23 protein-coding genes and 1 tRNA gene are annotated in these 22,285 nt (G+C 34.3%); 6 read left to right on the plus strand and 18 right to left on the minus strand.

Annotated features, from left to right (window positions below; translation table 11 throughout):
* Positions 1-154: 154 nt before the first annotated feature.
* Complete coding sequence (locus tag RQM59_RS07775; protein WP_349241534.1) at positions 155-589, minus strand: DUF4293 domain-containing protein; 435 nt, start codon at positions 587-589, stop codon at positions 155-157.
* A 198-nt stretch (positions 590-787) separates the two neighbouring features.
* Here RQM59_RS07775 and rho point away from each other — a divergent pair, with 198 nt between their 5' ends.
* Positions 788-2,443 carry a transcription termination factor Rho gene (rho, locus tag RQM59_RS07780; RefSeq protein ID WP_349241535.1) on the plus strand — a complete coding sequence of 552 codons (1,656 nt, stop codon included), beginning with the start codon at positions 788-790 and terminating at the stop codon, positions 2,441-2,443.
* Positions 2,444-2,520: 77 nt separating this feature from the next.
* On the opposite strand, the gene RQM59_RS07785 is transcribed toward rho, so the two are convergent.
* The 7 genes from RQM59_RS07785 to RQM59_RS07815 form a co-directional block, all read right to left on the minus strand.
* Complete coding sequence (locus RQM59_RS07785; RefSeq protein WP_349241536.1) at positions 2,521-4,659, minus strand: peptidylprolyl isomerase; 2,139 nt, start codon at positions 4,657-4,659, stop codon at positions 2,521-2,523.
* Positions 4,660-4,762: 103 nt separating this feature from the next.
* The gene (locus tag RQM59_RS07790) at positions 4,763-6,055 is read right to left on the minus strand and encodes a hemolysin family protein (RefSeq protein ID WP_349241537.1); all 1,293 of its coding nucleotides are present in this window, start codon (positions 6,053-6,055) and stop codon (positions 4,763-4,765) included.
* Complete coding sequence (locus tag RQM59_RS07795; RefSeq protein ID WP_349241538.1) at positions 6,056-6,253, minus strand: hypothetical protein; 198 nt, start codon at positions 6,251-6,253, stop codon at positions 6,056-6,058. It lies immediately after the preceding gene.
* Positions 6,250-6,828 (minus strand): LPS export ABC transporter periplasmic protein LptC, encoded by a 579-nt coding sequence (gene lptC / locus RQM59_RS07800; protein WP_349241539.1) that lies wholly within the window; start codon positions 6,826-6,828, stop codon positions 6,250-6,252. Before lptC ends, RQM59_RS07795 begins: the two co-directional genes overlap by 4 nt.
* Positions 6,828-8,192, minus strand: coding sequence for a tetratricopeptide repeat protein (locus RQM59_RS07805; RefSeq protein WP_349241540.1), 1,365 nt, complete (start codon positions 8,190-8,192; stop codon positions 6,828-6,830). The genes lptC and RQM59_RS07805 overlap by 1 nt, the downstream gene beginning before the upstream one ends.
* 19 nt (positions 8,193-8,211) lie before the next feature.
* Entirely contained in the window at positions 8,212-9,501 is a 1,290-nt protein-coding gene (gene bamG / locus RQM59_RS07810) for a BamG family beta-barrel-assembly machinery protein (protein WP_349241541.1), read from the minus strand.
* Entirely contained in the window at positions 9,498-10,226 is a 729-nt protein-coding gene (locus RQM59_RS07815; protein WP_349241542.1) for a type III pantothenate kinase, read from the minus strand. The genes bamG and RQM59_RS07815 overlap by 4 nt, the downstream gene beginning before the upstream one ends.
* Before the next feature lie 99 nt (positions 10,227-10,325).
* Between RQM59_RS07815 and RQM59_RS07820 the strand changes: the two genes are divergently transcribed.
* Positions 10,326-10,401 (plus strand) — tRNA-Phe (locus tag RQM59_RS07820).
* Between the two features lie 50 nt (positions 10,402-10,451).
* Here RQM59_RS07820 and RQM59_RS07825 read toward each other — a convergent pair.
* The 7 genes from RQM59_RS07825 to RQM59_RS07855 are packed head-to-tail and all read right to left on the minus strand — an operon-like array spanning position 10,452 to position 16,644.
* Complete coding sequence (locus RQM59_RS07825) at positions 10,452-11,282, minus strand: pseudouridine synthase (RefSeq protein ID WP_349241543.1); 831 nt, start codon at positions 11,280-11,282, stop codon at positions 10,452-10,454.
* Positions 11,283-11,319: 37 nt separating this feature from the next.
* A complete protein-coding gene (locus RQM59_RS07830; protein WP_349241544.1) occupies positions 11,320-12,213 on the minus strand; it encodes a geranylgeranylglycerol-phosphate geranylgeranyltransferase in 894 nt (297 codons plus the stop codon).
* A 41-nt stretch (positions 12,214-12,254) separates the two neighbouring features.
* A complete protein-coding gene (locus RQM59_RS07835; protein WP_349241545.1) occupies positions 12,255-13,181 on the minus strand; it encodes a mevalonate kinase family protein in 927 nt (308 codons plus the stop codon).
* Between the two features lie 58 nt (positions 13,182-13,239).
* Entirely contained in the window at positions 13,240-13,743 is a 504-nt protein-coding gene (locus RQM59_RS07840; protein WP_349241546.1) for a toxin-antitoxin system YwqK family antitoxin, read from the minus strand.
* Complete coding sequence (locus tag RQM59_RS07845) at positions 13,736-14,830, minus strand: diphosphomevalonate decarboxylase (protein WP_349241547.1); 1,095 nt, start codon at positions 14,828-14,830, stop codon at positions 13,736-13,738. The genes RQM59_RS07840 and RQM59_RS07845 overlap by 8 nt, the downstream gene beginning before the upstream one ends.
* Positions 14,831-14,866: 36 nt before the next feature.
* Entirely contained in the window at positions 14,867-15,583 is a 717-nt protein-coding gene (locus tag RQM59_RS07850; protein ID WP_349241548.1) for a LytR/AlgR family response regulator transcription factor, read from the minus strand.
* Complete coding sequence (locus RQM59_RS07855; protein WP_349241549.1) at positions 15,580-16,644, minus strand: sensor histidine kinase; 1,065 nt, start codon at positions 16,642-16,644, stop codon at positions 15,580-15,582. Before RQM59_RS07855 ends, RQM59_RS07850 begins: the two co-directional genes overlap by 4 nt.
* Positions 16,645-16,855: 211 nt before the next feature.
* Between RQM59_RS07855 and RQM59_RS07860 the strand changes: the two genes are divergently transcribed.
* The 4 genes from RQM59_RS07860 (at position 16,856) to RQM59_RS07875 (ending at position 18,695) form a co-directional block, all read left to right on the plus strand.
* A complete protein-coding gene (locus tag RQM59_RS07860; RefSeq protein WP_349241550.1) occupies positions 16,856-17,212 on the plus strand; it encodes a hypothetical protein in 357 nt (118 codons plus the stop codon).
* A gap of 66 nt (positions 17,213-17,278) precedes the next feature.
* Entirely contained in the window at positions 17,279-17,512 is a 234-nt protein-coding gene (locus tag RQM59_RS07865) for a hypothetical protein (RefSeq protein WP_349241551.1), read from the plus strand.
* A gap of 10 nt (positions 17,513-17,522) precedes the next feature.
* The gene (locus tag RQM59_RS07870) at positions 17,523-18,044 is read left to right on the plus strand and encodes a hypothetical protein (RefSeq protein ID WP_349241552.1); all 522 of its coding nucleotides are present in this window, start codon (positions 17,523-17,525) and stop codon (positions 18,042-18,044) included.
* Between the two features lie 93 nt (positions 18,045-18,137).
* Positions 18,138-18,695: a hypothetical protein gene (locus tag RQM59_RS07875; protein WP_349241553.1), complete on the plus strand. Its 558-nt coding sequence runs from the start codon at positions 18,138-18,140 to the stop codon at positions 18,693-18,695.
* Between the two features lie 4 nt (positions 18,696-18,699).
* Here the strand turns inward: RQM59_RS07875 and RQM59_RS07880 are convergent, their stop codons facing one another.
* The 3 genes from RQM59_RS07880 to RQM59_RS07890 form a co-directional block, all read right to left on the minus strand.
* Positions 18,700-19,905 carry a BaiN/RdsA family NAD(P)/FAD-dependent oxidoreductase gene (locus RQM59_RS07880; RefSeq protein ID WP_349241554.1) on the minus strand — a complete coding sequence of 402 codons (1,206 nt, stop codon included), beginning with the start codon at positions 19,903-19,905 and terminating at the stop codon, positions 18,700-18,702.
* Positions 19,902-20,831, minus strand: coding sequence for a GYDIA family GHMP kinase (locus tag RQM59_RS07885; RefSeq protein ID WP_349241555.1), 930 nt, complete (start codon positions 20,829-20,831; stop codon positions 19,902-19,904). Before RQM59_RS07885 ends, RQM59_RS07880 begins: the two co-directional genes overlap by 4 nt.
* Positions 20,832-20,920: 89 nt before the next feature.
* Positions 20,921-22,195: a hydroxymethylglutaryl-CoA reductase, degradative gene (locus tag RQM59_RS07890; RefSeq protein WP_349241556.1), complete on the minus strand. Its 1,275-nt coding sequence runs from the start codon at positions 22,193-22,195 to the stop codon at positions 20,921-20,923.
* Positions 22,196-22,285: the final 90 nt, after the last annotated feature.

Consider the following 22,285-nt stretch of genomic DNA (forward strand, 5'->3'; position numbering starts at 1 on the left):
TTTTCATCTAACGGTTTTCGGTGATATCAAATTAAGGGGTGAAAATTGATCACAAAATAATATTGTTCTCGACTACAAACATACAGAATATAAAACGAAAAAACCGGAGTTCTTCAACTCCGGTTTACGCACTAAATATACTAAGATGTTAGGCTTATCGCAATCTATCTACAGATTTCACAAGATCTTCATCCCTCTTTATAGCCTTATTAGCCAATACGGCAAACAAGATTGCTACCACAGGTAGGAACATCCCAATACCCTTCTTAGAAACCGCAGTTTCTCCAGGTAAGGTTAGAGATAGATAAATCAACAATCCTAATAAAAAAAGGTTGACCAATACTATAATTCGTCCTAAAACAAATTGCAATTGTCTCTTCTTAAAATTAAAGATAGCCATCAATGCAATTAAAGACGATGCTAAAAATGAAACAGGAATCACTTTAAAGGTAAACTCTGGCTTAGAAAATAAGTCTAAAACAAACTCTTGTTTGTCGCTTACCAATGTCCATAAACTGAATACAAATATGAGCCCTCCAGAAACAGCTGCCACCAATAATAAATATAATGTTTGTATTCTTTGAATCATTTTTAAAAATTCTGGAAGACAAAAGTAAAAATTTCTTTTTTAACGGGAGCCTTTTAAATTTAAAATAATTGTATATATTTGCTTGGAATAAAGAACCCTTCTGAAAAAAATTGTATACATACTTTATACAATTGCTAGATATCAAAAAACAATTTAAAATTCTTACACCTCTAAGAAATAATTTAATCATTATATATAATGTTCGAGATTTCGGAACTAAAAGCAAAGACTCTACCAGAGTTACAAGAAATTGCTAAAAGCATTGGCCTATCTAAGATAAGTCAATTAAAAAAATTGGATTTAGTGTATAAAATAATTGATACACAAGCGGCAAATCCTCCTAAAAGTGAAAAACCTAAAACTGCTAGACCAAAAAGGAAACGCGTTGCTAAGTCAGCTGCGCCAGTGGCTAAAGTAGTTGCTGAAAAATCAAATGCACCAGAAAAGCACGCAGTTAAAAAGGAAGAAGCTAAGCAGGAACCAAAAGAGGCATCTCATGCCAAACAACCTCAAAAACAGGCGCATCCTAAAACTGATAATTCTAAGGCTGACAATTCTAAAGCTCCTGCTAAGAAAGAGAACACTGATGGAAAACAAAACCATCAAAAATCAAAACAGCAGCAGAACAATCAGAATCAGAATAATCAGCGAAATAAAAATCATAACAACCAGAATAGAGATAAGAATCATCAAAGAAATCAAAAGAACGGGAACAAGTATAGAGACCCTGATTTTGAATTTGATGGAATTATTGAAAGTGAAGGTGTGTTAGAGATGATGCCTGATGGATATGGGTTTTTAAGATCTTCGGATTATAACTACCTATCCTCACCAGATGATATATATGTTTCTCAATCTCAGATAAAATTATTTGGTTTGAAAACAGGAGATACTGTTAAAGGAAATGTACGTCCTCCTAAAGAAGGAGAAAAATACTTTCCATTAATTAGAGTATCTAAAATAAATGGTTTAAACCCTAATGTTGTAAGAGATCGTGTTTCTTTTGAGCATTTAACACCGTTATTTCCGGATGAAAAATTCAACCTAGCAGAAAAGGGAAGTTCTCTATCTACTAGAATTATTGATTTATTCTCTCCACTTGGTAAGGGACAGCGTGGAATGATCGTAGCACAGCCTAAAACTGGTAAAACCATGTTATTAAAGGATGTGGCGAACGCTATTGCTGCGAATCACCCTGAAGTATATCAGATCGTTCTATTAATTGACGAACGTCCTGAAGAAGTTACCGACATGCAACGTAGTGTGCGTGGTGAGGTAGTTGCTTCTACTTTTGATGAACCAGCTGATAAGCATGTACGCGTAGCAAACATCGTTTTAGAAAAGGCAAAACGACTTGTAGAATGCGGTCATGATGTTGTGATCCTTTTAGATTCTATTACACGTTTAGCGAGAGCATACAATACTGTAGCTCCGGCTTCTGGAAAGATCTTATCTGGTGGTATCGATGCAAATGCGCTACATAAACCTAAACGATTCTTTGGTGCAGCTAGAAATATTGAAAATGGTGGTTCTTTAACAATCATTGCTACAGCATTAACAGAAACTGGTTCTAAGATGGATGAAGTGATCTTTGAAGAATTTAAAGGAACTGGTAATATGGAGCTTCAATTAGATAGAAACATTTCTAATAGAAGAATTTACCCTGCTATTGATCTTATTAAATCTAGTACACGTAGAGACGACCTGTTACTGGATGAAAAGACAGTACAACGCATGTGGGTATTACGTAAGTACTTAGCTGATATGAACCCCATTGAAGCAATGGAGTTTATTAACGAAAGAATAAAGTTCTCTAAGAATAATACAGAGTTCTTAGTATCTATGAATGGGTAAACCTACTTCATTATTAAACATAAAAAAGCCGCTACAAATTGTAGCGGCTTTTTTATGTGCTTTAACGAACCTTCTAATTAATCGTTTACCCCGTAGTATGCAGGTCTGTAATCTTCAATCTTAGTCGATTTCTTGATTGCTTCATACATCTTAAAAGATTGATTTTGTCTAGTTTTTGCTAGTTGATTTCTGCTTATACTATAATTAGGTAAAGCCGTTGGTAATTCTTTGCTATTTAATACCACAGCAAAAACTCCATTCTTCCCAACAATCTTCGTATATAACTTATTAGGCGCTGCATTATACATTGCTCCTAACACAGCTGGCTCTGTACCAACTCCAGGAATTGATGGTGCTTTTAACGTTGCCGCAGCTACCCTTCTTACAGTAGTATTATTTGCTTTTGCGATATCAGCTAATGATGTTCCGCTCATTTTAGCCTCTAACAATGTCGCTTTACGCTCTTTTACAATAATAGGTCTTACCGTATTCGTAACACTCGCTGCTGTTGCTAACCCTTCTTCATTTGAAGCAGTAACAATAGCCACTACATGTCCTTTATCTATATCAAATCTTTTAAAGCTTCCAACTTCAGTATCTTTATTAAAAGCCCAAGCAACGATAGTTCTTTGTTTTCCTAATCCAGGGATATCTTCGCCCAATACTTTTAAACCAATTGCCGGTCTAACCTGAGCTCCTTTTTCCTTGGCAGCATCATTGATCTTAGTTCCATCAGATAATGCCAGTGCAAACTCTTCAGAGTTCTGGAATGCCTTGTTTTCTGTTTCTTTTGATGGTTCAATCTTTCTACCAAACGTTATCAGTTTAAATGCATCTAAAGGTTTGTTTTGATCTTCGATCATGACTATATGAATCCCAAACGCTGTCTTTACAGTACCTATATCTCCTTTTTTACCAGAAAAACAAAAGTCTCTAAATTCAGGCACCATACGCTTATAATCGAATTTCCCTAAATCTCCTCCTATATCAGCATTTGTTTGATCCGCAGAAAACTCTTTAGCCAATGCAGCAAATTTTGATTTATTTCTCTTTACAACCTTCACAATACTGTCTGCAGTTACTTGAACCTGTGCTTCCGTTTTCTTTGTATCCGGGCCTGCTGATCTCGATCCCAAAAATGGAATCAAAATATGGCTAGCTTTTACAGAATCTGGCATTTTAGTCACTTCAGAAATCTTTGAGATCTTATAATACTCACCATCCTTATATGGGCCGAAAGTATCTCCTTTTTTTCCTGCTATTACTTGACCTGCAACTACGGCTGGAATATCTTTTTTAAACTTATACAATGTATCTAACGGAACATCTGAATCACTCTCGTCAAAGAAAAGAGTTATATCAGTAGCATTTTTCAATCCTTGAATTGTTTCTACGCTATTTGTTACCTTGTTTAATTCTTGTCTGTCTTCTAAAAACTCTCCGACAGTATTCTTAATCGCTTGTTCGTCTGCGGCACTTGGAACAATATCAAACTTTACATAAGATAGATTTCTTGAAGCATCTACTTTATACTCATCTCCATGTGCTTTAATGTATGCTTCTATATCCGACTTAGTAACATTAATTGTACTATCTTGAATAGATGTGTACGGTAAATACACTACACTACCTGTTAATTTAGTGTTGTCAATCATGTACTTGTTTTCCGCTTCTTTTAAAGAAGCACCTAAACCAGAACTGATTAATTTGTTATATGTATTTGTCTCTAAGTTAGATTTTACGTTGTTCTCGTATTGTTTCCATCTTGCCCATCTACCATCTGTTGGATTATCTCTCATTTCTGATAAGAACAATTTAAATTTCTCTTCATCAAAAAACCCAGCTTCATTTGTAAACTGCGGGTTTTGTTGATATGCTTTTAATATTTCTTGCCATACATCTTCTTCTCCAATAGTAATACCTGCCTCAGCTAACTGCGTTTGGTAGATTTTCTGTCTTACTAAATTATCCCAAGTTGCTGTAGCCGCTTGCATTTCTGATGATCTGTTTCCAGTTCTAGATCTATAATCTTCCAATGCCTGCGCATATTCTTGTCTAGAAATAGTTTCTCCGTCTACTTGCCCAACTTCATTTACCTTAGATGAGCTAAAGAAATCTTCTAACGTGGAAGGATCTAATACAAAAGCAAAAAGCGCTAAACCAATAACAATGATCAATGCCATTGAACGTTCTCTAATCTTAGATAAAATTGCCATACTTCATTTATTTTAATTTCAGTCTGCGAATATACAATTTGGGTTTTAATAATACAACCTGAACACTAGAGAATTAAAGAAAAAGAAGAGATTTTAGAGCAATTTATTCTTCGCTATCTAAAACCTTAAAATTCACCTCTTCAATTTTAGAAGAGCTTACCTTTAGAATTTTAATTTTAAAATTAAAGATTTCAAGAACTTCGTCCTGATTCGGTATATTTTCGGTGTGATCGATGATAAAACCACCCAATGTTTCATAGCCTTCTTCTTTAGGAATATTAAGATCGTATTCTTCATTCAAATAATCAATCTCTAATCTTGCAGAAAAATTGTAATCATGTTCACCAATCCGATCATCAAGCATCTCTTGTACATCATGTTCGTCTTCTATTTCCCCAAACAGTTCCTCCACAACATCTTCTACCGTAATAATACCGGAAGTTCCACCATATTCATCCACAACAACAGCAATACTTCGTCGTTTTTTCATGAGTCCATTCAGAATATCGTTGATGAGCACGGACTCCGGCACAATTTCTACCGGTAGCAGGATCGATTTTATTGTCTTGGGCTTTTTAAAAAGTTCAAAAGCATTTACATAGCCTAAAATATCATCCAATGAGTTCTTATATACCAGGATCTTAGATAATCCAGTCTCAATAAATAGTTTTTTTAGGTTAGAAACGGCATCGTGTATTTCGATAGCAATGATCTCCGTTCTCGGAACCATGATCTCTCTAGCTTTTACATTTTGAAATTCTAAAGCATTTTGAAATATTTGAATTTCAGAATCTATCTCCTCATTTTCTTGACCGGTTTCTAATTGCTCGGTAATATAATTCCCAAGTTCCTGTTTGCTAAACTCTGTCTGCTCTTCGTCTTTATTTGTTTTAAAGAAAACTCTCAGGAAAAAATCCGAAATACCAGTTATGAATGATGAAAAGACATAAAAAATGATGTAAAAGAAAAAAGCAGGTAAGGCAAAGATCTTTAAAACAGTATTTGCATAGATTCTAAAGATAGCCTTTGGCAAAAATTCTGCTGTGACTAAAATGACTAAAGTAGATATGACGGTTTGTGTCAACAATGACAGCTCCGATAAAAGATAATTTATAAATGAAAACTGTGACGGAAGCATAGTTTGAAACCAAGAAACTAATAATCCTCCCATGAAGTAACTGTAGATCACCAGTGCAATATTATTACCTACCAACATAGTGGTAATAAACTTAGATGATTTTCGAGTGAGCTGTGTAAGTATATAAGGTATCAAACCTGATTGCTTCTTCTCTAACTCAATATGTAGTTTGTTAGCAGAAACGAAAGCGATCTCCATTCCTGAAAAAAAAGCCGATAAAATGATAGAAATTAGTATGACAACTATCTCAATATCCATTTATTTTTGAGCGTTTCTCTTCTCTATTTTTTTTCTAAAATGTCTTTTAAAGAAGAATATTAATATTATAAAAATAGCAAAACCAAACATAAGTAATGCTCTTTCTCTATTTTTATTAAATGCTAATACTCCTTCTACTAAGAAAATGGCTCCTACGATCAGGTAACCATATTGGAATATCTTCCACAATTTATTCATAATTCGTTTTCTTTAATATTGAATTCTCCAGTTACATTTTTTGAAACCCATTTACTCAGGTTTTCTCTCGATTCAAACCCAAAACCCCTTGTGGTATCTCGTTCTTTCATTCTGATTAATGTAAATCTTTTTTCAGAAAAGAAATACTTTGTCTTTTGATCCCAAAAAAGCTGATCTGTTTCCAATTTAGATGCTTCGGTATGATTAATTACCACTACATTCCCTCGTATCTCAGAAATAGCTGTTTTTGTATATGATAAAGCATAATCACCTGTAATTGTTATTGAGTCTTTTCCTTTATTTTCAAAATTAATAATCTTAATTCCTTTAGGAAATTCGTTATACGGATGATCTTCACGATTTCTAAAATCTCTCATTAGTGGTGTAATAAGCTTTGAGGTAATTTGACCCGAGTCTTTATACACATGAAAAGCATCCTTTGCCACTGCAATTGGCATATTCTTCTCCGCTAAAAAATCACGTACTTGTTTGGTGCTATTCTTACAAGAAAAAAACATTGCTACTGCCAAAGCAATAACAATGTTTTTTGTTAATATATAAGAATTGATTTTCATTACCTTCCTTGAGGAACTTTTACAGTCTCACCGATCCAACATTTGATCGAATGATTACTTCCAACTGTTACCCCAGCTGTAAATACCTCATTCTTGGTTGGGATATTTCCTTTGTAGTTCTTTACAAACTGTCTCGCAACAGATGCAATACTAGGGTCTACCGCAGAAGCTCTTCTTGCTTTATTTAACGCTGCTACATACACCATTCTCTTTTCAAAAATATTACCTCCACAATCATTTACAGAGCTCGCATATAAACTTGCAATGAATAGGTATGCTTTTCCTAAATTAGGATTAAAGCTCAGTGCTTCTCTTGCCAATTGTCTTGCTCTAGATTTTTGTCCTCTCTTCTTAGCTGCTTGTGCAAACTTTAACTTAAAGTTTGCCTTTTTTAATGGATCTGTTTCAAGGTTGAATGCTTTCAATCTCATTTCAGCAGCGCCTTTAGCGTCTCCATTTTTTTCTAAAACAGCAGCCACAAAAGAATATGCATCTGCAGAAGGAGAAGCATCGGCATACGCCTTCGCTAATTTTTCGAATAATGGATCGTCTGTACACTCTTTATTAAACATTCTAGACACTGCTCTCTTTAACCATTTAGCGTTAGATTTGTTCGCCTCAAAATCTCTAGTATATAAAGGAACTAATCTATCACAAGTAGAAAGTGTTACAATAATATTGTCTAACCCAGCTTCAACCTGACCCAAAGCTTCAGAATTTTTAGTATAAGCTCTTAATCTTCTTGCATCTTTTTTACCTAGCTCTTCTCCAGCTTCTTCCATACTTCTGTACTTCTTGATTTTTTTAGCATAATCTGCTAATTTCTCCGATACAGACTCTAATACATCATCATACGTGTCAAATACTTTTTGCGGATTTGAATCCTTATTTCTATCCGTCACTCCCTTGAAATATCTATACATATTTCTAACTCCTAATCTCGTTGGATCTATAGAGTATGCTTTTTCCAAAATTGAAAAGATTTCCTGATCCGTACCTAATTTGTTCTTAATCATAAAAGTTGCATAATCACTATGCACTTTTGCTGGATCTCTATCAGGAAAATTTTGTAATCTTTGGTTGTAGATTCTATTAATAAGCTTCAACGCTTCATCTTTGTTTGAAGCTTTCTTATATCTATCTTTAGCAATAACATCTCCTTGTTTATACACGTTAACAGATAACTTAGCACAGTTATCCATCATATACATTAAATTTGGAAACGCATCATCGTACTTTTTAGATTTATAATCTCCACTAAAAAGATTATATTTAATTACACATTCCTTATTCTCCTGTGCATTTGTATCAACCACGGATAGCAACAAAAATAGGCTAGCCAAAACATAAGTAACTTTTCTCATCTTGTTTTTATTTATGTATTTAATCAATTCTTCTTTTAATAAACCATATGTCATTTAAAGACAGTCCCACTCGAACATTAAAGTAGTTTTCCTGTATTAAACCATTACTGGTTGTCCCCCTTTTACCATATTCAAATCCAAGGTTTATATTAGACAACCCTTTTCCTAATGGTAAACTTAAACCAAAAGACATGCCAAAGTCTTTAATGCTTGTAAATGTGTTAGAGGTAGAAGACCCATTTACTAACAATCCTGTGTCCTCAAATCGTACACCGGCGCTATACTTTATTCTTTTCCAATAGCCATTAATTGCATTTACATTTGGGATGTAAAATCCACCAATAGATATTCTATTCGAATTCCCAAATTTATAGGCGTCACTTACTGTATCAAAATACCCTTCTGCTACGATAGCATCCTGCTGTTCATATTCAGCTCCTAAGTACCATTTGCTTTCCTTTCCTAGTCCTACTCCTATAATAGCTTCTAAAGGGTTTTTCAATTTTCCACGTGAAGCCACATTATAAACTGTATCTCTTGGTGCTTCGGAATCATTTATCCCTACCGCTAAAGAATATAAATACTCGCGCCCATTAGCGTTAAATGTATTACTTAATTTTAAACTAGCCCCTACATCTAACATCAATTTATCTTTAAGTTCTTTCTTATATTGAACTCCTAACTTTATAGCGCCTCCTCTTACATTTGCCGTTTCGAGGTTTTTCGTAGCCAATTGTACTCCTGATCTTTGTGTTCTAATGGAATTTTCCACATTACCAAAAACAAAGTCTAATTCGACCCCTAAAGATAAATTCTTAGCAGCAAAAATACCAAAACTTCCGTAAATTCTATTCAACCCCCCATTTCCTTTAAATAACGTTCTTTCAATTAGCGTTTCATCTGCATCAAAAACATTATTCACTAAAGAATATCCAACTGCGGAAACTGGCTGTAATCCAAAATGGGCACCAGCCTTAGTTCCTAAAGGAAACCCAATAGTGAAATAGTTCAAGTTAGTAGTCGTAGTCGACTGCTTTTTTGTTCCATCATCGATGGTCAAATCATTATTTAATAATCCAAATGTGTATGTTGAATATCTTAAATACGCTGCTGCTGCTGGGTTTGTTAAATTTATTTGATATAAACTATTATATGCGGCTCCTAAACCACCCATACTAGCTTGTTCTATGGTTCTTGGTTTAAACTCTTCTCCTACTCCAAAAAAAGAATATGGTGACGAAACTGTTCTTTGTGAAAAAACAGACACTGACACAAGCAGTGTTATAACAATCAGTCCTTTTTTAATCATTTGCTACTGTTAAAAATCAATATTGAATTTAATCCCTCTAGGAGAAAATTTTGATTGGCAAATATGCTACTTTTTAATTGTTTAGCCAAGAAATTTGTGTCTCCTCCTGTTAAAACTACTGTTAAATCTGGATATTTCATTCTATACTTAGAAATAACACCTTCAATTTCATTGAGTACACCATTAATTATACCAGAATGAATTGAGGCTTCCGTATTCCTTCCGATAAGTTCTCTTGGGCATTCTGGGTTCAAGCTTGGTAAGCCATTTGTATATGCGTGCAACGACTTATATCTCATATTAATTCCAGGAGAAATGCCTCCACCTAAATACTCTTTTTCTTGGCTTACAAAATCAAAAGTAATACAGGTTCCGGCATCAATAATTAAACTATTCTTATTTGGAAAGGCATGAATTGCCGCCGCCGCCAATGCTATTCTATCTACACCCAAAGTCTTAGGTGTTTTGTACGCATTTTTAAATGGAACAGGAGATGTATTAGACACTTCCATAAAATGCTCATTTTTAAACATCTCTTGCAAGTCTGTATCTATAACGGAAGTTACCTTGGATACGATCGTATGCTTAATTTGAAAAGTTTCTTTAATTTTTTCTATTCGATCTTTTATTTCAGAATGCTCAAAAGAAAAACTCTTTTGCAACGTATCACCCTTAAAGACAGCAGCTTTCACTCGGGTATTTCCAACATCAATAATAAGATTCATTTGGTAACTTTTAAAGAAGTGTAAAAATACAATAGATTTTTGTAAATTTATTTGGTAGATATAAAAAACTCGCTTTATATTTGCGTCCGCTAACGCGATGGTGCCTTAGCTCAGTTGGTAGAGCAAAGGACTGAAAATCCTTGTGTCCCTGGTTCGATTCCTGGAGGCACCACCAAAAAAGCCCGATCAAATTTGATCGGGCTTTTTATTTTTATCTTGATTTCTTTATATCATCTGTAAGTTTATCACTTCTTGATTGGTAAGCTCTCGCCAGCGACCTCTTGGTATATTCTTTTTTGTCAATCCTGCAAAAATCACACGGTCTAGTTTCACCACCTTATACCCAACATGCTCGAAAATTTTCCTCACAATTCTATTTCTTCCTGAATGTATTTCTATCCCAATCTCCGTTTTTTGCTCTCCTTCTATATAGGAAACAGCATCAATAAATACTTTTCTTCCTTCTATGACTACATCTCCTTGTAGTTTGTGCAGTGCTTTAAGATCTAACTTTCTATCTAAAGATGCATGATACAACTTTCGCACATTATGTTTAGGATGGGTAAGCTTTTTTGCCAATTCGCCATCATTTGTAAACAAAAGCAATCCTGTAGTCATTCTATCCAGTCTACCGACAGGATAAATACGTTCATTTGTCGCATTATCAACCAAGTCCATGACTGTTTTCCTACCTCTATCATCATCCATAGTGGTAATGTAATTCTTAGGCTTGTTCAACAATACATATCTTTTTTGCTCTGGAGAGATCGCACTTCCATCGAATCTTACAACGTCATTTGGTTGTACTTTATATCCCATTTCCGTAACCAGATTACCATTGACCGTTACACTTCCATGTTCAATATAGGTATCCGCTTCTCTACGTGAGCAGATTCCTGAATTTGAAATGTATTTGTTCAATCGAATTCCGCCCACATCGGCAGGCTTTGGAGTAGGTTTTGATTTCTTAAAATCTTTCTGGTAACCTTTTTTTCTTTGAGGAGTGCTGCCTTTGCTTGCTTGTCGTCCTCTCGACGAGTTTTTATTTGAGTTCATTTTTAAAATTTTGGCAAATGTACTGCTAAATAATTTTTTAGTTTAGTTTATCAATCACTTTTTCTAAAACTAGACTGGTATCAATAAAGATTAAGCTTAAAATACCAATAAGCAACAACAGCTTTAAAATATTATGAAGCCTCATATACTGACTTTTTGTAGTAGCCTTCCACAGATACACACTCACGTAAATAAGCACTAACGCCGCAAAATAGAAGTAGAATTTCATATAACTAATAGCCGGATACGTAAATAAAATTGCAGCTGGAAAAAGGGTCAATCCTATAAGCAGCACAGATAATTGCTTTGTTCTTTTTTCTCCATAAGCAACAGGAAAAGTGTCATAATTATTAGCCACTGCTCCTTTTATACTTTCAAGATCCTTTATAAACTCACGCACCATAATCACTAAAAAGAGAAAAATAGCATGTACAAAAATGATCTTAGAAAAATTCCTAAAGTATACAAATACAGCAAAAAAAGGCAATATGGTGAGTACTGTTGCAGAGATGGATCCAGTAAGAGGATATCTCTTAAGCTTATGTGAATACAACCAAATTCCAAAAATATAGGTTGCAAAAAAGATAGCAGCTCTATACGAGACTAAATATGCTGTTAAAAATCCAATGAAGTTCAAGAAAAAGTACAGCGATAATTTTGTCTCTTGCTTTATAAAACTATCAATTTTTGCCTTTATCGGACGATTGATCCTATCTACTTTAACATCATAAAAATTATTAATTATATACCCGGCTGCAATAACGCATACACTTGCAAAAACAATATAAAAAAGATGTAAGTCTAAGATAACACTACGTGCTGATTTCTTTGGTGAGAAAATGAAAATAGCAGCCAGATATTGGGCTGCTACTAATATTGCTATATTGTATCCTCTTACCACAGAGAGCAAGCTAAAAAGCTTATAAAACAAAGAAACTTTGTTAGAACCTCCCATAACTCTGAATACTATCTTTAGAACCTATATACCAGTTCTAACCTATAGTCTTTTAATTTTTTCTTTGCTTTCTCAAAATCCTCTGTAAAACCTAGAATATACCCGCCGCCGCCTGAGCCGCATAACTTTAAGTAATAATCATTGGTTTGTATTCCCTGTTCCCAAACTTTATGAAAGGATGTAGGGATCATCGGTTTAAAATTTGCTAAAACAACCTTAGATAATTTCTTTACATTGCCGAACAAGGATTTTACATTACCTCTTAAAAAATCTTCTATACAAGCATCTGTATGAAAGGCAAACTCCTCATTCAACATTTTTCTGAAACCTTCGTTCTTCATTTTATTCATGAAGATACTTACCATTGGTTCAGTCTCACCTACTTGTTCCGAATCCAATAAGAAAACGGCACCTTTACCTTCTTTTTGAGAAGGAATACCTGCGGGCTCAATATTTGTCTTAGAATTAATAAGAATCGGCAAGCTTAAGTAACTATTCAATGGATCCAGCCCTGAGCTTTTTCCGTGAAAAAAAGACTCCATTAAAGAAAAGATACCTTTTAATTTTAGCAATTTATCTCTAGTAAGGTTCTCTAAAACTGTAATCTTATCATTAGCATACTTGTCATAAATCGAAGCTACCAATGCACCTGAGCTACCTACTCCATATCCTTGTGGAATAGAAGAATCGAAATACAATCCATTTTCCAGGTCTTCCTTAAATTCTGATAGATTAAATGAAACAAGATCCGTATCTAACCCAACTAAGTAGTTGTAGAACTTTACTAAGCAATTATTCGATTTCTCAGCTTCACCTGACAAATTTTTTGCAGCTTTTAACGCTCCTCTATACGAATTATAAGGAATCGCCAAACCTTTAGAATCTTTAATGATTCCGTATTCACCGAATAATAAAATCTTGGCATAAAATAATGGGCCTCTCATAAATTTCTATTTCTTTAGCTATACAAAAATACTACATAATCCCATATAAATGAATTAATTAGTAGATGTTTTTATAAAATGTCTTCCAGACACCTACCTTCTCTCCATCTTTATAGGTTCCTTTTGTTTTTATTTTTCCGCTTTTATTATAAAACTTCCAACCGCCATCTCTCTTTCCATCTTCATACCTTCCACTTTCTTTCAATTCTCCAGTCCTATAATACTCCATGTATGCACCATCCATTATCCCTCTTTTATAATTGACCTTCTTAAAAATGGTCTCATCCGAAAAATAATACGTTACATATCCTTGAAACAGTTCATTGTTTAACTCAGGCGTTTTTGCTTTACCTTCTCTAAATTTTTTACCGTTCTTATAATAGTCGATAATCAAGAAATTACTTCTTTTTTGCTTAGGGACTGGTCTATAATAGGTTGCTTTTTCTTTACTGGTTTCGTTAAACCCAGCATCAAACCAAATAGTTTTTTGAGAAAAAACATTTGACCAAGACAAACTAAACAGTAAAAAAACGAGTGCTATTTTGAAGTGTTTGCTATTCAATATCATCTATTTTTCTGGCTCCAAAGCCAGTATTATCACAAATATACTGATTTTTTTGACAGTATTTAGATAGCTGATTTTCAATAAATTGCAACACTTTTTCTTTTTCTTTTTCTGGATATAATACGTGTACGTTTGCTCCGGCATCTAGTGTAAAACAGATATAGCTATTTTGTTCCTTTCGATACCTCCATATTTCATTAATAATCTGTAATGTATTTGGCTTCATTAATATAAAATAAGGGTCGCTGGTTAACATCATGGCATGTAATGTTAATGCCTCACTTTCTACTAAACCAATGAAAGATGTTATATCTCCATTAATTAGAATTTGCTTTAGCTTCTTAATATTTTCATTGGCCTGAGAAAATCGTTGCTCAGCATATGGGTGATCATGCATTAAATTATGCCCTACTGTACTACTGACCTGCTTTTCTCCTTTATCTACCAATAGAATAGTGTCTTGGTAGTTCTTAAAAATTGGGGCTACCTCCTCGTTAAACGGAACTCCAAAAAGATCTGAACTCTCTTTTATTTCATCATGACTACCCCAAACCACAAGCGGTCCTTCAATACTTCTACTAGCACTTCCAGATCCCAATCTTGCTAAAAAAGAAGCTTTTTGCTTGAAGAATTGATCGTTCAAATTGTCCAAACTCAACGCTTTTTCTAAACTCATCAAACACATCGCAATAGCACTTAATCCACTGGCTGAAGATGCTATTCCGCTACTGTGCGGAAATGAGTTTTTTGATCGAATAATCATATCATACTCAAAAACATACGGGCAATATTGAGATATTCTCTTAAAAAAAGTTGCAATCTTGGGTTTAAAATCATCGTTCTTTTTACCCTCAAAATACATATCGAATTTAGGTAACTCTCTTCTTTTTGCTTTGATAAAATCAATACTTGTAACTGTATGACAATGTTCCAACGTAAAACTTATAGAAGCATTTTTAGGTATTTGCGGATCGCTTTTTCCCCAGTACTTTACTAAAGCAATATTACTTGGAGTCTGCCAGGTTACTTTTAATTCTGAAATAGTATTTTGTAATGATTCAGGAATGAATTGATCTGTATTCAATGTCGAAAAATTTAGGGTAAAGATAGTTGTTTTCGACTAATTGTTTTCCAACTTTTTAAGGACTTGCTCCTTATAGGATCTACTTATGGAAATTGCTTTATCAGCAACCTCTACGTACTCATTCGTATACGATGATATCCTATCGAACGAAACAATAAATGACCGATGTGTTCTTAAAAATTTACTTACAGGAAGTTTCGCTTCAATATTACTGATCGTTTCTCTGGTAATTATTGTTTTAGCATCAAGATGAAGCTTCACATAATCGCTTAAACTTTCTACATAAAAGATGTCATCAAAATTAATTTTTATCATTTTTCGCTCCGACCTCACAAAGAAATGCTCATTTCTTGATGATTTCTGCGCTTTCTCCTGCGCTTGATTTCCTTTCGAAACATCGAAAAATTTATGAATTGCTGTCAAAAATCGATCAAAAGAAATTGGTTTCAACAAATAATCTACCGCATGTAAATCGAATCCATCTATCGCATACTCTCTGTAGGCAGTTGTAAATATAACTTTTGTTTTATTTTGAATTGTTTTGGCTAAAGATAATCCAGATATCTCTGGCATATTGATATCCAGAAAAACTAAATCAACTTTTTGACTCCTCAACACCTCTGTCGCGTCAATTACATTCTTACAAGAAGCAATCAGATTTAATGAAGGAATTTTCTCCACATGAGTTGCTATAATATCTCTAGCTATGGGTTCATCATCGACTATTATGCAATGTATCTTTTCTTTGGTCATTTTTCTTTTAGCGCATTTAATATAATGGACAAACTCGTTTTAAAATAAGATTCTTCTTCTTCTATTTCTAAGTCATAAGCGTTTTTATATAACATCTCTAATCGTCTACGAATATTATCTAAGCCTATTCCTTTAATGGTCTCATTTCTTTTTGATGAATTTACAACTTCAAATGTTAACCGACCGTCTCGCTCATATCCGTTGATCTCCACTTTTAATACACCATCAATCATTGCACCATGTTTGAACGCGTTTTCTACAAAAGGGATCAGTAACATGGGGGCAATCCTATAGTTTGATTGCAGTAATGTATGATCAAAATGAACCTCTAGCGTATCTCGGAATCGCATCTTTTCTAAAGAAATATAATCTTCCAAATGCAACAACTCATCTTCCAGCAGTACATACGGTTTGTCTATTTGATATAAAATATAGTCCAGTAAGTTAGATAGCTTTAGAATCATTTCTGGAGCCTCTTCACTCTTTTTTAAGGCAAATCCATAAATTGTGTTTAGCGAATTGAATAGGAAATGAGGATGAATCTGCATTTTTAAAAACTTCAACTCCTGCTCTTTTAACTGCAATTGAGTATGTAGAAATTTATTTTCTAAATCCTCATTATCTACGGCAAATCTATAATTATGTAGCACTAGACTAATGGCTACAGCCATACTTATAATAAAATACACACCAAGAACTATAAAAGGTAATGTTTTGGTTAGAGGAGTACTATTCTCTGGCCTTATTTCAAACAATAAGACAAGCCCATAGAGAATAGAAAGTACAATTAAAAACGTAGCTATAATCATTGTGTATATACTGTATAACACAAACAGAAAACGCTTTTTTCGCAATAGATATTTAGGTATTAAATGGTAGATAAAAAAGTAACTTACGACCATTGTAATAGGCATCAAAAAGTAAGAAAACCGATTTACATATGTCGTGTCAACACTGCCATATCCCAAAAAATACGTGTAAAAGAAATATACCACTATCCAAAATAGTCCATGGAGCATTCCAATAAGTATGGGATGTACTACTTGTATTGATTTCTTCATATGTTTGCAATATCCAATTTTTTAAGAAATCTTAAGAGATTTTGAGACGAAATTCAAAAAAAACAAGGGTTGCAACACGTTTTCTTCTTTTTTCGGAAAGCACGGTAAATCCAGTAGAATAGACGCTATTATTTACATTCTATCGAATTTAAAAAATTTCGTGCATGCTAAAAAATAGATTTGGAGTATGTTAATCTAAAAAAGATAATTTATGAAACCTTTATTTTCAAATTTACTGTCTGATGGCGGTCCTTTGTTTATGTATCCTTTATTAATCTTATTAATAGTATGTGTTGTATTAATCATTAAAGCTTTTGTAAAAGGAGATCCCGATGATCGTTCCCGTAAACTTGTTGGCTCTATAAGTTTATTTGCATTAGTTTGGGGGTTCTTAGGACATCTAATAGGACTAATAGGTGCCTTAGATGCAATCTCAATTGCAAACGACGTCTCTAATGGAGTACTTGCAATTGGTCTGAAAATTGGCTTATTGAGCCCTACTTTCGGCATGGTTGTTTTCTTGATTGCACGAGCTGGAATGATTGGACTTCAGTTGAAAAAGAAATAGTTTTTCACTCTTATTTCTTATAATTGCGTACCCGTTTCATTAAAATGAAATGGGTATTTTTGTAGTATGCAACGAAAAATAAAACTGCTTTGGGATTTTAGAGGCCCGGATGCCAAGGAAACAGCCAAACATCATACCATTCACTTAAAAGAATTTGCCGCTATTGAGGACTTGATATATCATGAGGTTGATATTCAAGAATTGAATCCAATGCTATGTACCGCCTTTATCACAGTAGATGAGGCTGATATGAAAACCTATAGAGATGCTTTAAAACCACATCGTGGAGAACTAAGCTAAATTAAGTACTATGAAAAAATATGTTCCTTTGTTGTTAGTAGTGGTTATTTTATCCTGTAAAACTGCGAAACAGCACCAGTCAGATGCTCCTCTAGAGGTAGACAAGAGTATAAACCTATATGCTTTTATAGGTAAAAAGATTTCAGTAGATGAATTCGAAGTGAAAAATAAAATCGTCTACAGCATAGATTCCATTACAAATGATACTATTAAGAACACCAGTGTTGCCATGGATAGAGGGTTTAATGCTACCTATCAAGTTCTCAAACCTGTTTTTAACGACCTAAAGGTCGACACTATACAGTTTAAAGTGTTTAACCATTATGGAAGACCTTATTTTGAAAAACATAAAACAGCGTTATTATATATTTCAAAAGGGGATGGTTATTTCTATCTCCAAAAATATCAATACGATGTTGTAAAAAAGAAGAAAGGGATTTGGAAAGGGAAAAAAGGCAGATCGTTACAAGAGCTATTTAATGCAAAAAAGCAAGGGGTCTTTAAGGCTAGAGAACTCTTTAGCAAAAAATAAATTCCAAACGAAAAAAATTCTTCTATTCACAAGAATCTATTTGGATAAAATTGCATACATTTCACTACCTCAATAATTGTTAAATTCCTTCTGGTGAAAAATCTATTCTATTGTATACTACTGCTTGTTTCGGCAAATCTAAATAGTCAAACGACTAATGATAGTTTCAGTGAGGCCGATTTTAAAAAAACAAAACAATTAATTGACCATTTCGGTTCAGTTCTAAAAAAATACTATCCAGAAACAAGTACAGAAAAAGTATATCAAAAATACCTATCAGATTTGCTTTTACGAAAGGTGAATCCTCAAATCATAAAAGAGGAAACATCTATCGATTTGTTTGCTAGCTTTAGACAATCATCAACGTTTGAAAAAATCTGGTCAAACAAGTTAAAGGGTAAAAAAACAATTTATAGAATTAACTACAAAGGTTCTTATTTCGACTATTTAATTAAGAACATCCCAAATAAAAAGGTGCGCGAATCTTTTGAATTTTTTAAAAAGGAAGAAAGTTTAGATTTGAGCCCATATATTCTGGTAGCTTCCTTACAAACTGAATTGACAGAAAAAGATTACAACACACAAAGTGTTCAGATGGCGATTGCCATGATGTTCTATTATGATATAATCTTGCAGTACAGCACAAATTAAACATCTAATCTTTTAAAGCCTTAGCACATATCCAACCTCCTGTCCAGGCATTTTGAAAGTTAAATCCTCCAGTAACGGCATCAATGTTTAGAACTTCGCCTACAAAAAACAGGTTTTGATGTTTTCTGCTTTCAAAACGTTTGAAGTTGATCTCTTTTAGATCAATTCCGCCCGCGGTAACAAACTCCTCTTTAAATGTACTTTTGCCATTAGCCTGAAATACACACTTCGTAATCTGAATTGCTAACCTCTCTATCTGAGTATGACTTAAATCTGCCCAATTTTGAGCATTGTTAATTTGAGAAGCCAAGACAAATCGCTCCCACAATCGTTTTGGAATTTCTTCAAAAGGAGAACGCAAAATGACTTGTTTCCTGGGTTGTTTCTTCTTTAGATTCAACAATACATTCTGAATCTTATCCGTAGGTCTAGAAAGCCAATTAACCTCTACCTTATAATTGTACTGTTTTTCAGCCAAAATTCTAGCGCCAAATGCAGAGAGCTTTAGCACTGCAGGTCCGCTTAATCCCCAATGGGTGATCAGTAATGGACCAAAAGCCTCTAGTTTTGTATCCAATAGTTTCACACTGGCATTCGGAACTGAGATCCCTAATAAGTCTCTTATTCTATTATCTTTAATATTAAATGTGAATAAGGAAGGTACGGGAGGAACGATGTTATGATCTAAAGTTTCAGCCAAATCCCATACTTTTTTACTGCTTCCAGCGGCTATTACTAATTTATCCGCAATAAATTCCTTGGATTTGGTAAAAACCTTCCACCGGTCTCCTTGCTTTTCAATAGCATTCACTCCACAGTTTTTAATAACTTCTATACCAAGACCATCGGCAGTATGCAAAAAACAATCAATGATCGTTTGAGAGGAATTGGATTCGGGAAATACCCGATTATCTCCTTCTATCTTTAGTGGAATTTCTCGTTGTTCGAACCATTCAAAGGTATCTCCGGTCATAAATTGATGAAAAGGTCCTAGCAGTTCTTTTTCTCCTCTAGGGTAAAACTTTACCAACTCTTTGGGTTCAAAACAAGCATGTGTTACATTACAACGACCTCCACCAGATATTTTTACTTTTTGCAACACTTTTTTTCCTTTTTCAAGAATCATAATATCTAGATCAGGGTTCATTTCTTTTGCATTGATGGCAGTAAAAAACCCAGCTGCTCCACCCCCTACAATGATAACTTTCATAAGATCATATCTTTATATCTAAGCACAGTCTGATATCCTTTTTCTTTAAAATACGCTGGTGTGCTTTCGTTGCCTGTAGCTAAAATAAAATCACCTCCCCAAGCTCCAAGGCTTTTGATTGCCCCAAAATAATCCGTAAACAATCTTTCTTTAATTGGTTGTTGTTTAATAATCTCAGAAATAAGTTGTTCATGCTCCTCCATCAATTCTTCAAACTCTTTAATATTTGAGGCTTTTATAAATTGATCAGTAAGTTTCGAAATTCTTTCAATTGCAACTTCTAACACTTCGCTATACTCTTTATACTGGGCAATACCTTCCCGACTATCTTGTTTCTGATTTAAATGCACAAAGAATAGTTGCTCTTTAAATGAAGGATCGAATTTGATTTCTGACACTACAGGTTTTTTTTGGTCTAGTCGATATAAAATAGCCGAATTATTCTGTGCGCAAGCAATATCATACCCGCTTCCAGAAAATGCATTCCACAACAGTTGATACCCATCTACCTTTGCCCACTGAGCAATATTATTAATAAGAGTGGAAGAGCTTCCTAACCCCCAATCGCGAGGAAACGTCAAGTTTGTTTTTACCAAAAAGCCCTGCTCTGAATTCAAAAATTCAGGATTTAACACTCGACCTTCTTGTAAAATATCTTGTAATGTTTCTGCTATAAATTCGGTACTGCCGTCCTTTTTAGAATTAAAGGTTGCATTTACTAATCGTAGTTTTGGCAGGTCAAAAACCGCTTCAAACCAACAGGTTCCATCATGAGAATAACTTTCCCAAACTAATTGAGGTTCTTCAATCGTATCAACCGTTAAGTCTTGCCCAAATTTTGTTGGAATGGCTAGAGCAGTAGCTCCATCAAGCACAAGATACTCTCCTGTAAGCAATAATTTTCCATTGGAATAATACGTACTCAATTCTTCTGTTTTGTCAGGTCGAGCGCAGCCGAGACCTTATTAATACCCTCTCGACTGCGCTCGAGATGACATTCTTGTTGGAATAAAACTTATTCATTTTTCAACTCCTTGTACTTTTCAACGACTGCAGCATGCGAAACGGTTTTCCCATCAAAATACTCGGCAATCTCCTTTTTATCAGACTCAGTAGCTCCGAGTTGATTTAAAATATTCATCAAGTGCATTTTCATATGTCCATGCTGAATTCCTTTTGTCGTTAATGCTCTTAAGGCTGCAAAGTTTTGCGCTAATCCAGCTGTCGCCATAATCATCATTAACTCTCTTGCAGAAGGTTGTTGTAACATATCCAGTGAAAGCTTGGCCATAGGATGCAAAGAAGTTAGCCCTCCTACGGTTCCTAATGCTAGTGGAATTTCTATCCAAAATTTAAAAATTCCATCTTTAACAGAACAATGTGTCAAACTTTTATACTCTCCAGATTTAGATGCATATGCGTGCACGCCAGCTTCTACCGCTCTAAAATCGTTTCCGGTTGCTAGAACTACCGCATCGATTCCATTCATAATTCCTTTATTATGTGTAACCGCTCTATAAGGCTCTACCTCTGCAATTCGAACCGCCTGGCAGAATTTCTCCGCGAATTTTTGAGGATTCTCTCCTCCCAAATCTTCCACTTTACAACTCACCTCTGATCTCACCAAACATTCCGGAACATAGTTAGACAAGATGCTCATAATAATTTCTATGCCTTCTTTTCTAAATCTTTTTGCAATTGCCTCGAGACAGGAATTAATGAAATTTGCGCCCATAGAATCCTTTGTTTCAAAGGACACATATAATTGATAGTAGTGGTCTAGTTTTTCTGTTTTATCTTTTAGTTCAATATCTAAAATTCCGCCACCCCTCTTTCTCATGTTCTTGGTAATGTCGGAAGTTGCTTCTATCAAACCTTCCTTGACCTCTCGAAAATAACTATTCAAAAGGTCTTTATCTCCAGCGTACATAAAATGCACTTGTCCAATCTTCGTGGTGGAGATCACATTAGCTTTAAAACCACCTCGCTCACTCCAGAATTTAGCTACTAAAGAAGCAGCTGCTACCACAGAACTTTCTTCAATTACCATAGGTATGGCATACTCTTGACCATTAATTATAAAATTCGGAGCAACCCCAAATGGCAAGTAAAAATTAGAAACCGTATTCTCTATAAAGTCATCATGAAGTTGTTGCAGTTTTTCATCTTCATTCCAATATTTCTTAATAACTTTTACCGTTTCTTCTTGATCCTTGAAGTAGGTTTTGGCTAGCCAGTGGATCTTTTCCTCTTTTCGAAGTTTAGAAAAACCTGAAATTCGTTTAGACATTTAGTATCTTATTTTCAATCGAGAACAAAGATAATTGAATCGTATAAAACAAGGGTTCTAATTCAAGATTTATAATAATTTAAACGGTTT

It is taken from the genome of Asprobacillus argus, assembly GCF_032248395.1.
GTDB classification, from domain to species: domain Bacteria; phylum Bacteroidota; class Bacteroidia; order Flavobacteriales; family Flavobacteriaceae; genus Polaribacter; species Polaribacter argus.